Source organism: Cryptosporangium phraense (genome assembly GCF_006912135.1).
In the GTDB taxonomy this organism is placed as follows: domain Bacteria; phylum Actinomycetota; class Actinomycetes; order Mycobacteriales; family Cryptosporangiaceae; genus Cryptosporangium; species Cryptosporangium phraense.
Window position 1 is genome coordinate 22,508 of sequence record NZ_VIRS01000053.1, and the last position, 13,315, is coordinate 35,822.

The window sequence follows — 13,315 nt, forward strand, 5'->3', positions numbered from 1 at the left end:
GCTCGGGCTGCCTCTGGTGGTGCTCGCGGTCCTCGGGCCGGCCGCGCCGGCGGGAGCAACCCCGGCCGACGAGACGATCCGGGCCAACGCGGTCGTGGTCGTCGGGGTCGCGGGCCTCGAGTGGACCGACGTCACCGCCGACCGCACGCCGACGCTGGCCAAGCTCGCGTCCCGGGGCTCGGTCGGCACCCTGTCGGTGCGGGCCGCCCCGGCGGTCACCTGCGCCGGTGAGGGCTGGCTGACGCTCGGCGCCGGCCGCTCGTCGGCGATCATCGACCCGTCGGACATCGACACCGGCGCCGGCTGCGGGCCCCGCACCGCGCCCCCGGTCACCGTCACCAAGAACGGCGCGAGCGTCGCCGGCTGGGACGAACTCGCCGCGATCAACCGCAACCTGCGCTTCGGCGCCCGGCCCGGCCTGCTCGGCACGCGCCTGAACTGCACCGGCGCCGTCGGCACCGGGGGCGCGCTGGCCGCGGCCGACTCGTCCGGGAACGTCGACGTCTACCGCCCGACGCTGCCCGACGACCCCGGGCCGCTGCTGCGGGCCTGCCCGTTCACCGCGGTCGACCTCGGGATCCTGCCCGACTCCGGGTCCTACGGTGACCGCCGGGCGACCGCGCTGCGCCAACTCGACACCGCGCTGGCCCAGATCGACGCGACCCGCCCGACGAACTCGACGCTGCTGGTGGTCGGGGTCGCGGACACGGATGCGACCGACGGGCGGCTGCACGTCGCGATCGCCGACGGTCCGGGGTTCGACGGGGGTTGGCTCCGGTCGCCGAGCACCGGGCGCACGCCGTATCTGCAGCTGGTCGACGTCGCGCCGACCGTGCTAGCGGCGCTGAACCTGCCGGTGCCCGACGACATCGCCGGCCGTCCGGTGTTCCAGTCGTCCGAGCATCGTCCCCAGGGGTTCGACGCCACCCGCACCGCCCTCGTCGACGCGGGCACGGCCGCGGTGGCGCGCAAGCACCTGGTCGGGTCGTTCCTGGCCGGGTTCGTGGTGCTGTTCGCGGTCGTCATCGGCTTGGCCGCCGCGGTGCTGCGCCGCCGACCTACGCCCGCTGTCGAGGATTGGCCCGGCGCCGCGGAGGATGCCGCCGCCGAGCGGCCCGACGCCGGCGCGGGTCGTCGGCCGGGGAGCCCGGATCGGTCACCGACGGATCGGTCACCGACGGATCGGTCACCGGCGGATCGGTCTCCGGCGGATCGGTCTCCGGCGGATCGGTCACCGGCGGATCGGTCACCGGCCGCCGAGGATCGCTTTTCAATTGACGCGGATCGTTTCGCAGCCGCTGCGGATCGGCTCCCGCCCGACGGGGAGCGTTGGCCGGGTGCGGTGGATAGCGTCCCGGCCGATGCGGCCCGCCCCTCGCCCGCCGAGGATCGCTTCCCGGCCGCCGCGGATCGCTTCCCGGCCGCCGAGGATCGCCTCTCGGCCGGCGGGGATCGCCTTCCGTCCGCCATGGATCGCCGCCTAGATGGCGCGGACCGCGCCCCGGCCGCCGCGGATGTCCGCCTACATGGCGCGGACGGCGCCCCGGCCGCCGCGGATGGCCGCCTAGATGGCGCGGACGGCGCCCCGGCCGCCGCGGATGGCCGCCTAGATGGCGCGGACGGCGCCCCGGCCGCCGTGGATCGGTTCGCGGCCGTGGTCGATCGGTCCTCGGCAGACGAGGATGGCCGCTCGGATGGGGTGGACCGCGCCTCGCCCGACGGGGGTCGCCTTCCGGCCGCCGCGGATCGCTTCCCGAGTGCCGTGGATCGGTTCTCGGCCGAGGAGGATGGCCGCTCGGATGGTGGAGACAGCGCCTCGGCCGGCGAGGGTCGCCTTTCGGCTGGTGCGGATCGCTTCCCGGCTGGCGAGGGTCGCCGGTCAGCTGGCGTAGGCCGATTCTCGGCCGCCGCGGACCGCCGCCCCGTTGTCGAGGTTCGCCTGCCGGATGTCGAGGACGGCCTCTCCGCTGCCGCCGCCGAGCGGCCCGGTGCCGCGACCGCCGATCGAGCCCTGACCGCCGCGGATCGGCTCCCGGCGGACACGGACGGCCTCCCAGCCGATGCCGATCGCCTGGCGGATGCCGAGGATGGCCTGCCCGCCGAGCGCCCGTCGGCCGCCGAGGATCGCCTGCCGGCCGATCGCCTGCCGGCTGATGCCGATCGTCTGTCGGCTGCCGGTCGTTCGGCGGCTTCCGGGAATCGCCTGCCCGCCGATCGCCCGCCGGCTGCCGAGGATCGCCTGCCGGCCGATCGCTCGCCGGCCGATGTCGATCGTCTGTCGGCCGCCGATCGCTTGGCCGCTGCCGGGGGTCGCCTGACCGCCGCCGATCGCCCGTCGAACGCCGCGGACCGCTTGCCCGCCGATCGCCTGGCCGCTGCCGGGGATCGCCTGCCCGCCGCTGATCGCCCGCCGGCCGTTGCTGACGGCTCGCCGGCCATCGATCGTCTGTCGGCCGTCGACCGCCTGGCGACCGCCGCGGGCCGGGGTGGGGGATCGGGCGCTCCGGGGGCCTACCCCGCCGAGCGGTTCGGCGGCGTATGGCCCGGGCGGCTCTCGGTCGCGGTGACCGCGCTGGGGGCCTTCCCCGTGGCCACGTTCCTCGCGAACCTCGTCCCCTGGTGGCGGGCCGACCCCCCGGCCCCCGCGCTCGCGGGCGCGATCCTCGGCGCGATGGCCATCGTCACCGGCATCGCGATCACGCCGCCGTGGGGGCGCTCCGCGTCCGGGCGGATGGCCACGGTCAGCGCGATCACGGTCGTGGTCCTGCTGGCCGACGTGATGAGCGGCGCCCGCCTGCAACTGAACAGCCTGCTCGGCTACACCGCCCTCGAGGCCGGCCGGTTCGTCGGATTCGGCAACGTCGCGTTCGCGGTGCTCGGCGCGTCCGCCCTCCTGCTCGCGGCCGCGCTGGCCACCGGACGGAAATCCCGGTCGGCGGTCGCGGTGGCGCTCGCGGTGGCGGTGCCGGTGATCGTCGTCGAGGGCTCACCGGGCTGGGGCACCGACGTCGGCGGCATCCTCACGCTGGTCCCGGCGTTCGGCGTGCTGGCCCTGCTCGTCGCCGGGCGGAAGATCACCACCGGGAAGGCCGCCGCCGTGCTCGGGGCCGGGGCCGCGCTGGTCGCCACGCTGGCGATCGCCGACTACCTGCGCCCCGAGGAAGACCGCACGCACTTCGGCCGGTTCGTCGCGACCGTGCTCGATGGCGAAGGCCTGGCCACGGTCGACCGCAAGGTCCGGGCCAACCTCGACCTGCTGTTCGCCGGTCCGCACACGATCACGGCCGCCGTGCTGCTCGTGATCGCGGCCGTCGGGGTGTTCCGCCCACCCGCCGGTCTCCGGGCCGCCTACGTGGCTCACCCCGGGCTGCGGACGGGCCTCCGCGTCGTCGTGGTGCTCGGGCTGGTGGGCTTCGCGGTCAACGACTCCGGTATCGCGATCCCGCTGAACGCCGCGCTGGTGGCTCTCCCGGCCGCGGTGGCGGCGTGGTTGCGGCCCGCTCCGTCTGCCCGGTTCGGGGGCACCGTCCATGATCTCGACGGACATACCGACACGAACGAAGCCGGGGTAGGCGTAGAAAAAGAAACGGACAGGGAAACGCAGGACAGCAACCGGGTGACCACAGCGGGTGAAACCGACGGCGGGAAACCGGCGGACACGCCCGCACGCTCCGCAGAGGCCACCGCGGACGTGTTACCGTGAAATTCCGTGGGCGCGCGGGCCACCAGGCCGCGCCATTACCGCGGGAGTCCCCTTGTCGCTGTCGTCGCAGGCGACCACGCACGTCTTCGTCACCGGGGGAGTCGCATCCTCGCTCGGTAAAGGCCTGACCGCGAGCAGCCTGGGCAATCTGCTCAGCGCGCGCGGCCTGCGGGTCGTGATGCAGAAGCTGGATCCGTATCTCAACGTCGATCCCGGCACGATGAACCCCTTCCAGCACGGCGAGGTGTTCGTCACCGAAGACGGGGCCGAGACCGACCTCGACGTCGGTCACTACGAACGGTTCCTCGACACGCAGTTGCGCGCGAACGCGAACGTCACCACCGGCCAGGTCTACAACCGGGTGATCGCGAAGGAGCGCCGCGGCGAGTACCTGGGCGACACGGTCCAGGTCATCCCGCACATCACGAACGAGATCAAGGAACGGATCCGCAGCATGGCCGCGGCCGGTCCCGACGGGATCGTTCCGGACGTCGTGATCACCGAGGTCGGCGGCACCGTCGGTGACATCGAGTCGCTCCCGTTCCTGGAGGCGATCCGGCAGGTCCGGCACGACGTCGGCCGCGACCGCGTGCTGTTCCTGCACGTCTCGCTGGTGCCGTACCTGGCGCCGAGCGGCGAGCTGAAGACCAAGCCCACGCAGCACTCGGTGGCCGCGCTGCGCAACATCGGTATCCAGCCGGACGCGATCATCTGCCGGTCCGACCGGGAGATCCCCGAGGCGCTCAAGCGCAAGATCAGCCTGATGTGCGACGTCGACGCGGACGCGGTGATCTCCTGCTCCGACGCGGCCTCGATCTACGACATCCCCAAGGTGCTGCACCGCGAGGGCCTCGACGCTTACGTGGTCCGCCGGCTGAACCTCTCGTTCCGGGACGTCGACTGGACCCGCTGGGACGACCTGCTCGACCGCGTCCACCGCCCGCACCACACGGTGACGATCGCGCTGGTCGGCAAGTACATCGACCTGCCCGACGCCTACCTGTCGGTCACCGAGGCGCTGCGCGCGGGGGGCATCGCCAACTACGCGAAGGTCGACATCCGCTGGGTCCCGGCCGACCGGTGCGCGACGCCGGCCGGCGCGGCGGCCGCGCTGGCCGACGTCGACGGGGTGCTGATTCCGGGCGGGTTCGGGGTCCGGGGCATCGACGGGAAGCTCGGCGCGATCCGCTACGCCCGGCAGAACCGCATCCCGACGCTGGGCCTGTGTCTGGGCCTTCAGTGCATGGTGATCGAGGTGGCCCGGTCGCTGGCCAAGCTGGAGGGCGCCGACTCGACCGAGTTCACACCGGACGCACCGCACCCGGTGATCTCGACGATGGCCGACCAGAAGGACGTCGTGGCCGGTGACCGGGACATGGGCGGGACGATGCGCCTCGGCGCGTACCCGGCCGCGCTGGCGCCGGGCAGCATCGTGGCCGAGGCCTACGGCAGTACGACCGTGAGCGAGCGCCACCGGCACCGGTACGAGGTCAACAACGCCTACCGCAAGCAGCTGACGGCCGTCGGGCTGGAGTTCTCCGGGACCTCGCCGGACGGGACGCTGGTCGAGTTCATCGAGCTCGATCGCGAGCAGCACCCGTACTTCGTCGCGACCCAGGCGCACCCCGAGTTCAAGTCGCGCCCGACCCGCTCCCACCCGCTGTTCCGGACGTTCGTGGCGGCCGCGCTGGAGTACAACGACGCCGGCCGGCTGCCGGTCGAGGTCCCGGTGCAGGACGCGCCCGCGGGTGCCCTCTCGTGACCTACGACGTGGTGGCCCGGACGACGCAGTTCTCGTCCGGCCGGGTGATCGACGTGGTCACCGACGAGGTGACGATGCCCGGCGGCCGCACCGCGCTGCGTGACTGGGTGGTGCACCCGGGGGCGGTCGGGGTGGTGGCGGTCGACGACGCCGACCGGGTGCTGCTCGTGCACCAGTACCGGCACCCGGTGGGGCGGGAGCTGTGGGAGCTGCCGGCCGGGCTGCTGGACGTCGACGGGGAACTCGCCGTGGTGTCGGCCGGGCGCGAGCTCGCCGAGGAGGCGGACCTGCGGGCGGCCGAGTTCGAGGTGCTCGTGGATCTGCTGACCACGCCGGGGGCGTCGAACGAGGCGATCCGGCTGTACCTGGCGCGCGGGCTGACGCCGACCGACGCCCCGTTCGAGCGTCACGACGAGGAAGCGACGATGACCACGCGCTGGTTCGCGCTGGACGAGGCCGTCGATCGCGTGCTGGCCGGCGAGATCGAGAACGCGGCCGCGGCAGCCGGGATCCTGGCCGCCGCGGCGGCCCGCGCCCGGGGCTGGAAAGGCCTGCGGCCGGCCGGGGCGCCGTGGACGGCTCGCCCCGATCGGGTGTGACGACGAATCGGGCCTACGGCGGCGCGTCGTAGGCCCGATTCGCTGCCGGCCCCCGACGACCGCGCGGGCAAAATAGAGCGCCGCGGCCCGAGGGGCCGCGGCGCTGGGAACGGGGTTGCTCAGTTGGGACGCAGCGGGCGGCCCTGGGCGTCGGTGCCGCCGTTGACGAGGATCATGATCCCGTCGATGAGCGGCCACAGTGCGCCGAGACCACACGTGAGCCACGTCGCCGCGATCTGACCGATCGCGATGCCGGTGTGACCGGTGTAGAACCGGCCCGCGCCGAAGCTGCCGAGCAGGATGCCGAGCAGGCCCGCGATGAGCTTCGACTTGTCGGAGTACGGAAGACCCGTCTGCGGGTCGACAGCGCCGTACCCGGGCTGGCCGCCCGGGTAACCGCCCGGCTGGCCGCCGGGGTAACCGCCCGGCTGACCGCCGGGGTACTGGCCAGGAGGTGGAGAGTAGGTCATGGCGCCGCAGCGTAGCGACCTTTGGTTACGTCGGACGATCGGGTAGGCGACACCAGTTAATTAGTGTCCGGTTTCTGTCTCGCTGACCGTCGTTTTGTCGTGATTGCTGAGAACGTTCTTTCACGCAGTGCCGAGGAAGGCCTCGCTGACCGTCATGGTTTCTCCACACAACCTGCATACCGGCCGAGCTCAGCGGGCATCTTCTTCCCGGGCAGAAGAAACCGTTGTAGCCTGCGGGTCAAGCCAATGTTTCCGAGGTACTGACGCTTGATTGCCTCGGTTTCCGAATCGAGAAGGTGGGCTAGGTGAAGATCGGTGTCCCGGCAGAGGTGAAGAACCACGAATACCGGGTGGCGCTGACGCCGGCCGGCGTCCAGGAGCTCGTCCGGCACGGGCACGACGTGGCCGTCGAAGCCGGCGCCGGGCTCGGCTCCTCGCTCACCGACGCGGACTTCGCCGCCGCCGGCGCGCGGATCGTCGAGGGTCCGGACGCGGTCTGGAGCGAAGCCGAACTCGTGCTCAAGGTGAAGGAGCCGATCGCCGAGGAGTACGACCGGATGCGCGAGGGGCAGACGCTCTTCACGTACCTGCACCTGGCCGCGTCCAAGGAGTGCACGGACGCGCTGGTCGACCGCAAGATCACCGGCATCGCCTACGAAACCGTGGAGCTGCCCGACCGGTCGCTGCCGCTGCTCGCGCCGATGAGCGAGGTCGCCGGGCGGCTCGCGCCCCAGGTCGGCGCGTACCACCTGATGGCGTCGGGCGGTGGCCGGGGGACGCTGATGGGCGGCGTGTCCGGGGTCTACGCGGCCAAGACCGTGGTCATCGGGGCCGGCGTCTCGGGCATGAACGCGGCCGCGATCGCGCTGGGCATGCAGGCCGAGGTGCTGCTGCTCGACACCGACATCAACAAGCTGCGTGCGGCCGACCGCATCTACCAGGGGCACCTGCAGACCGTGGCGTCGAACAGCTACGAGATCGAGCGGGCGGTCGTCGACGCCGACCTGGTGATCGGCGCGGTGCTGGTGGCCGGGGCCCGCGCGCCCAAGCTGGTCACGAACGCGACGGTGGCCGAGATGAAGCCGGGCAGCGTGCTCGTCGACATCGCGATCGACCAGGGCGGCTGCTTCGAGGACTCGCGCCCGACCACCCACGCCGACCCGACCTACCGCGTCCACGACTCGGTGTTCTACTGCGTCGCGAACATGCCGGGCGCGGTGCCGCACACGTCCACCTACGCGCTGACCAACGTCACGCTGCCGTACGTCCTCAAGCTGGCCGACCACGGCTGGAAGGACGCGCTGCGCGCGGACCCGGCGCTCGCGCTCGGCCTGAACACCTACGACGGGCAGGTCGTCTACGAGCCGGTGGCCGCGGCCCACGGCCGGACCGTCCTGCCGCTGGCCGACGTTCTTGCCTGAAGCCCTGCAGCGGACCGTGCGGGGTTACCTCGACCATCTCGCGGTCGAGCGCAACCTCGCGCGCAACACGTTGCTGGCCTACCGCCGCGACCTCGATCGGTACGTCGCTTTTCTGCAGGCCCGGGGCGTCGACGGGCTGGCCGGGGTGGGGGAGCGGGACGTCGGTGAGTTCCTCGCGTCGCTGCGCTCCGGCGACGAGGACCACCCGCCGCTGGCCGCGTCGTCCGCGGCCCGGGCCGTGGTGGCGGTCCGCGGACTGCACCGGTTCGCGGTCCGCGACGGCCGCGCCGGCGCGGACCCGGCCCGCGAGGTGAAGCCCCCGACGCCCGCGCGCCGGTTGCCCAAGGCACTGCCCCTGTCCGACGTAGAAGCCCTTCTGGACGCCGCCGGGGCCGGCGACGGGGAGCCGCGGGCACTACGCGACCGGGCGCTGCTCGAGGTGCTGTACGCGACCGGAGCGCGCATCTCCGAGGCGGTCGGCCTGGTCGTCGACGACGTGCCGCCCCCGGACGGGGAGCGAGACACGGTCGTGCTGACCGGCAAGGGCGACCGCAGCCGCCTGGTGCCGATCGGGTCCTACGCCCGCCGCGCGATCGACGCCTACCTGGTGCGCGCCCGTCCGGCCCTGGCCATCGCCGGCCGGGGCACCCCGGCGCTGTTCCTCAACGCCCGCGGCGGACGCCTGACCCGGCAGGGCGCCTGGGGAATCCTGTCCGCGGCCGCCTCGCGGGCCGGGCTCGAGGGCCGGGTGTCCCCGCACACCCTGCGTCACTCGTTCGCGACCCACCTGCTCGACGGCGGCGCGGACGTGCGGGTCGTGCAGGAGCTGCTGGGGCACGCGTCGGTGGCGACGACCCAGATCTACACGCTGGTCACCGCCGAGCGACTGCGCGAGGCCTACCTGACCGCGCACCCCCGGGCCCTGGGCTGACCCAAGGGTGGAATCCGGGGGATACCCGGATGAGCCGCGACTCGTTTCTCGCCAGGCTGGGTGCCGACGCGAGGAGGTCGGGCGATGCGACGGATCGCTGCGGTGGTGCTGCTGGTCGCGGCTCTCGGGCTGATCAGCGGCTGCGACTGGTTACTCCGGGACAAGACCGAGAAGCACTACGAGGTCGGCGGCGGCGTCCACACGGTGTCGGTGACCGGCACCGCCGTCGACCTCGACGTCGTCGCCGGGAAGGGACCGATCTCGGTCGACGAGATCATCCGCTACAACGGCGACGTCCCCGAGACGGGTCACCAGGTCCGCGGCGGGGTCCTGACGCTGGACTCCGACGGGTGCACCGCGGGTAAGGCGTGCCGGGTGCGGTACCGGGTCACGGTGCCGGCCACCGTCGCGGTGCAGGCCGACCTCGACGCCGGGACCATCGAGACGACCGGGCTGTCCGGCCGGCTCGCCCTGCGGCTCGGCGCCGGTCAGGTGACCGCCCACCGCGCGCTCAGCCGCTCGGCCGACGTCCGGGTCGACGTCGGTGACGTCGACCTCCGTTACGCGGCGGTACCGGACCGGGTCGCGGTCACGTCGAGCACCGGCGCGGTCGAGGTGACGCTCCCCGGCCAGGGCCCGTACGCGGTGACGACGCGGATCGACGTCGGCCAGAACACGGTGAAGGTGCCGTCGGTTCCCGGCGCGGCCCACGCCGTCGACGTCCGGGTGGACGTCGGCCAGATCACGGTCTCGCCCGCCTAGTCCAGTGAGGACCACGGTTGCAGGCGGTGAACGACACGCCGAGCGACTTGCAGTTTTATCGACATTCTTTGCTTTGACCCCACTGGATCCCTAGGGTTTCGTTGCAAGTTCGGCGGCGGGAGCTGGTGAGATGTCAACGAACCCGGTGATGAGCGACGACGCGGGCGCTCTGGAACAGGCCACCCTCGACCTGGCGAGCCTCGGCATCGTCAAGGATGCGCGGCCGGATCGCCGGTCGGACGAGAGCGCCTCGCCCAGAGAAGGCCACGGCCCGGCCCGGATCATCGCGCTCTGCAATCAGAAGGGCGGCGTCGGCAAGACCACGAGCACGATCAACCTCGGTGCCGCGCTGGCCGAGTGCGATCAGCGGGTCCTGCTCGTCGACTTCGACCCGCAGGGTGCGCTCTCGGTCGGCCTCGGCGTCAACGCCTACGACCTCGAGCTGACCGTCTACAACCTGCTCATGCAGTCCGGCATCCGCACCGAGGACGTGCTGGTCAAGACCAACGTCGCCGGTCTCGACTTACTGCCGTCCAACATCGACCTGTCCGCTGCCGAGGTGCAGCTGGTCAGCGAGGTGGCCCGGGAGCAGACGTTGGAACGCGCGCTCCGCCAGGTCAAGGACGACTACGACTACATCCTGATCGACTGCCAGCCGTCGCTGGGCCTGCTGACCGTCAACGCGCTCACCGCGGCCCACGGCGTCATCGTCCCGCTGGAGTGCGAGTTCTTCTCACTCCGTGGTCTGGCGATGCTCATCGACACGATCGACAAGGTCAAAGACCGGCTCAACCCCGACCTCGAGCTCGACGGCATCCTCGCGACGATGTACGACTCGCGCACCGTCCATTCTCGCCAGGTACTGTCCCGGGTCGTGGAGGCGTTCGGCGACAAGGTGTACGACACGGTGATCTCGCGCACCGTGCGTTTCCCGGAGACGACGGTGGCCGGCGAGCCGATCACCACGTGGGCTCCCGGGTCCGGCGGGGCGAAGGCGTACCGGGCATTGGCCCGCGAGGTGCTCGGCAGGTGAGGCGACGGGTTCAGCTTCCCGGCGCGTCCGAGCTGTTCCGGATGACGACGTCAACCGGCGCCAGCACGGTCGAGGTGATCGGCGGGACGCCGACCGCCGCACCCCGTCCGGCCCCCTCGCGGTCCGTACGGCCCGACGATCGTCCGGCCGAGGTGACGCCGATCCGCGCGTCGCCGCGGGCTCCGAGCGGCCGGCAGCGGCACGATGAGAAGATCACCGTGTACCTGTCCTCCGGTGAGCTGCTCGAACTCGAGCGGACCCGGCTGGATCTGCGGGCTCGTCACGGCATCGGCATCGACCGCGGCCGTATCGTCCGGGAGGCGATCGCGATAGCGCTGGCGGAGTACGACCAGAACGGAGAGCACTCGCTGCTCGTCCGACGGCTCGCGAGCGGCCACTGACGTGCTGTTCGCGCTCGGGTCGCCGGTAGCGTTCGCCGGCCTGCTGGTGGCGTTCGTGCTCGGGCTGGTGATCCGCGTGGTCGCCATCCGGCTCGTCCAGCGTCGGCGGGTGCCGGCAGGCTGGGACGTGCCCCGGCGGTCCGGCGGCAAGCTCGTCGACGTCCGGCGGGACGTCGACATCTTCGGCGTGGTGGCCGCGGTCGTCGGCGGTACCGGGTGGGGCAAGAAGCTCGAGGATTCCGGGATGGCGCCGGCGCCGCTACGGACGCTGCTGGCCGGGCCGATCGCGGTGCTGGTGGCGTCGCAAGTCGCGTTCCTGGCGTTCATCCTGGTCGCCGGGCCGGTGTCGCTCGGGTCGCTGAGCGCGTCCAGCGTGCTGCGGGGCGACCTGAGCGGCGGGACCAGCGTCGAGCTGTTCCTGCTGTCGCTGGCGGTCGGGCTGCTGTGCTTCGGGCTGCTCGACCTCGTCCCGCTGCCGCCGCTCGACGGCTGGGGGCTGCTCCGGCACGCGGTGAAGCGTCCCGGAACCGGGTTCCAGAAGGCCCGGTACTGGCTCGAGGATCAGAACGTCGGCATCGCGATCCTGCTCGCCGGGATGCTGTTGCCGCTGTTCCGGGGCCTGCCGCTGTTCCTGTTCCTGCTCGACATCGTGTGTTGGCCGTTCTTGCTGCTGTGGGGTTGAGGGTACGGTTTCTGCCGTGACCGAAAGCCTGGAAGCTCCGCAGCAGGGCTCGGGCTACGGCGAGAAGTTCCACATCCGTCTGGAGAACTTCGAGGGCCCGTTCGACCTGCTGCTCCAGCTGATCAGCAAACACAAGCTGGACGTCACCGAGGTCGCGCTCAGCCAGGTCACCGACGACTTCATCGCGCACATCCGGGGGATGGGCGACGACTGGGACCTCGGCCAGGTCAGCGAGTTCCTGCTGATCGCGGCCACGCTCCTGGACCTGAAGGCGGCCCGGCTGCTGCCCGCGGCCGAGGTCGAGGACGAGGAAGACCTCGCGCTGCTCGAGGCCCGTGACCTGCTGTTCGCGCGGCTGCTGCAGTACCGGGCGTTCAAGCAGGTGGCGTCGTTCATCTCCGAGCGCGAGCAGGAGGGGTCGACGCGCTGGCCCCGGGCGGTGCAACTCGAGCCCCGGTTCGCGGCGGCCATGCCCGAGGTGCTGCTCGGGCTCGGCCCGGACGCGTTCGCCGCGCTGGCCGTGAAGGCGATGACGCCGAAGCCCGTGCCGACCGTGTCGATCGACCACATCCACGCGCCCCGCGTCTCGGTGCGTGAACACGCGGCGATCCTGCGGGAGAAACTGGCCCAGCTGGGGAGTGCGTCGTTCCGGACGCTCTGCTCGGACTGCGCGAACACGCTCGAGGTCGTCGCGCGGTTCTTGGCCCTGCTCGAGCTCTACCGCGAGGGCGTGTTGCATTTCGACCAGGTCGAACCGCTGGGCGAGCTCCACGTACGCTGGGTAGGCGGCAGCGAGAGCGTTGCCGTGGAGATCGACGAGTACGGCGAGGAAGAGCTTCCCGCCGTGCCGGCCAGCCGCGCGGCGCCGGAGATCGAGACGAAGGAACCTGGGTGAACGAGGAAGGCGTGCTGTTCGGCGATCCGGAGCCCGAACGTGACCGGATCGAACCGGCGCTCGAGGCGATCCTCATGGTCGTCGACGAGCCGGTGACCGAGGGGCTCCTCGCCCAGACCCTGGGCTGCCCGGTGCCCGACGTGACCACCGCGCTGCGTGGCCTCGCGGAGGAGTACACCGAGGCCGGGCGGGGTTTCGAGCTGCGTCAGGTCGCGGGTGGCTGGCGTCTCTACACGCGGTCGGAATACGCGCCGTACGTGGAGCGGTTCGTCCTGGAGGGCCAGCAGGCCCGGCTCACCCAGGCCGCGCTCGAGACGCTGGCGGTCATCGCCTACAAGCAGCCGGTCACCCGGTCGTCGGTAGCGGCGATCCGCGGCGTTTCGGTGGACGGGGTGATCCGGACGCTACTGTCCCGCGGGTTGATCGAGGAGTGCGGTACGGACCCGGAGACCGGTGGGTACCAGTTCCGGACGACGACGTTGTTCCTCGAGAAGCTCGGTCTCAACTCTTTGGACGAATTGCCGGCGCTCGCGCCGCTGCTGCCTGGAATGGATGCCCTGGATGATGTCATCGCCGCGTCGTAACCCCACGCCCCGCGGGAGCGGCGCGAACGACGCAGGATCGCGTCGCGCCGACCCCCGCCGCGGAGGCGGTGC

Annotated in this window: 12 protein-coding genes; 11 read left to right on the forward strand and 1 reads right to left on the reverse strand. The window is 72.1% G+C overall.

Going from position 1 to position 13,315, the window contains the following annotated elements; genetic code table 11:
• Positions 1-16: 16 nt before the first annotated feature.
• Genes FL583_RS37710 through FL583_RS37720 form a run of 3 tightly spaced genes read left to right on the forward strand, consistent with a single transcriptional unit; the run spans position 17 to position 6,064 of the window.
• Positions 17-3,703 carry a hypothetical protein gene (locus FL583_RS37710; protein WP_142709713.1) on the forward strand — a complete coding sequence of 1,229 codons (3,687 nt, stop codon included), beginning with the start codon at positions 17-19 and terminating at the stop codon, positions 3,701-3,703.
• Between the two features lie 52 nt (positions 3,704-3,755).
• Complete coding sequence (locus tag FL583_RS37715) at positions 3,756-5,465, forward strand: CTP synthase (RefSeq protein WP_142709714.1); 1,710 nt, start codon at positions 3,756-3,758, stop codon at positions 5,463-5,465.
• Positions 5,462-6,064, forward strand: coding sequence for an NUDIX domain-containing protein (locus FL583_RS37720; RefSeq protein WP_205752810.1), 603 nt, complete (start codon positions 5,462-5,464; stop codon positions 6,062-6,064). Before FL583_RS37715 ends, FL583_RS37720 begins: the two co-directional genes overlap by 4 nt.
• Positions 6,065-6,183: 119 nt before the next feature.
• Here the strand turns inward: FL583_RS37720 and FL583_RS41305 are convergent, their stop codons facing one another.
• On the reverse strand, positions 6,184-6,534 hold the full coding sequence (locus tag FL583_RS41305) for an NINE protein (RefSeq protein ID WP_205752811.1): 351 nt from the start codon (positions 6,532-6,534) through the stop codon (positions 6,184-6,186).
• Positions 6,535-6,839: 305 nt separating this feature from the next.
• Between FL583_RS41305 and ald the strand changes: the two genes are divergently transcribed.
• From ald to scpB, 8 genes are all read left to right on the forward strand, one after another.
• Positions 6,840-7,955 carry an alanine dehydrogenase gene (ald, locus tag FL583_RS37730; protein WP_142709715.1) on the forward strand — a complete coding sequence of 372 codons (1,116 nt, stop codon included), beginning with the start codon at positions 6,840-6,842 and terminating at the stop codon, positions 7,953-7,955.
• Positions 7,948-8,886, forward strand: a complete 939-nt coding sequence (locus tag FL583_RS37735) for a site-specific tyrosine recombinase XerD (protein WP_142709716.1) — start codon at positions 7,948-7,950, stop codon at positions 8,884-8,886. The genes ald and FL583_RS37735 overlap by 8 nt, the downstream gene beginning before the upstream one ends.
• An 84-nt stretch (positions 8,887-8,970) precedes the next feature.
• Positions 8,971-9,648: a hypothetical protein gene (locus tag FL583_RS37740; protein WP_142709717.1), complete on the forward strand. Its 678-nt coding sequence runs from the start codon at positions 8,971-8,973 to the stop codon at positions 9,646-9,648.
• A gap of 130 nt (positions 9,649-9,778) precedes the next feature.
• Positions 9,779-10,681 carry a ParA family protein gene (locus FL583_RS37745; RefSeq protein WP_142709718.1) on the forward strand — a complete coding sequence of 301 codons (903 nt, stop codon included), beginning with the start codon at positions 9,779-9,781 and terminating at the stop codon, positions 10,679-10,681.
• Positions 10,678-11,082 (forward strand): cobyrinic acid a,c-diamide synthase, encoded by a 405-nt coding sequence (locus FL583_RS37750; protein WP_142709719.1) that lies wholly within the window; start codon positions 10,678-10,680, stop codon positions 11,080-11,082. The genes FL583_RS37745 and FL583_RS37750 overlap by 4 nt, the downstream gene beginning before the upstream one ends.
• A 1-nt stretch (position 11,083) precedes the next feature.
• Positions 11,084-11,764, forward strand: a complete 681-nt coding sequence (locus FL583_RS42205) for a hypothetical protein (protein ID WP_142709720.1) — start codon at positions 11,084-11,086, stop codon at positions 11,762-11,764.
• Between the two features lie 16 nt (positions 11,765-11,780).
• Complete coding sequence (locus FL583_RS41310) at positions 11,781-12,659, forward strand: segregation and condensation protein A (protein WP_142709721.1); 879 nt, start codon at positions 11,781-11,783, stop codon at positions 12,657-12,659.
• Positions 12,656-13,243, forward strand: a complete 588-nt coding sequence (gene scpB, locus FL583_RS41315; RefSeq protein WP_240746952.1) for an SMC-Scp complex subunit ScpB — start codon at positions 12,656-12,658, stop codon at positions 13,241-13,243. The genes FL583_RS41310 and scpB overlap by 4 nt, the downstream gene beginning before the upstream one ends.
• Positions 13,244-13,315 lie beyond the last annotated feature (72 nt).

Coding starts and splice junctions, on each gene's coding strand:
- FL583_RS41305 (WP_205752811.1), bottom strand. CDS start 6,534: ATGACCTACTCTCCACCTCCTGGCCAGTACCCCGGCGGTCAGCCGGGC.
- FL583_RS37740 (WP_142709717.1), top strand. CDS start 8,971: ATGCGACGGATCGCTGCGGTGGTGCTGCTGGTCGCGGCTCTCGGGCTG.
- FL583_RS37745 (WP_142709718.1), top strand. CDS start 9,779: ATGTCAACGAACCCGGTGATGAGCGACGACGCGGGCGCTCTGGAACAG.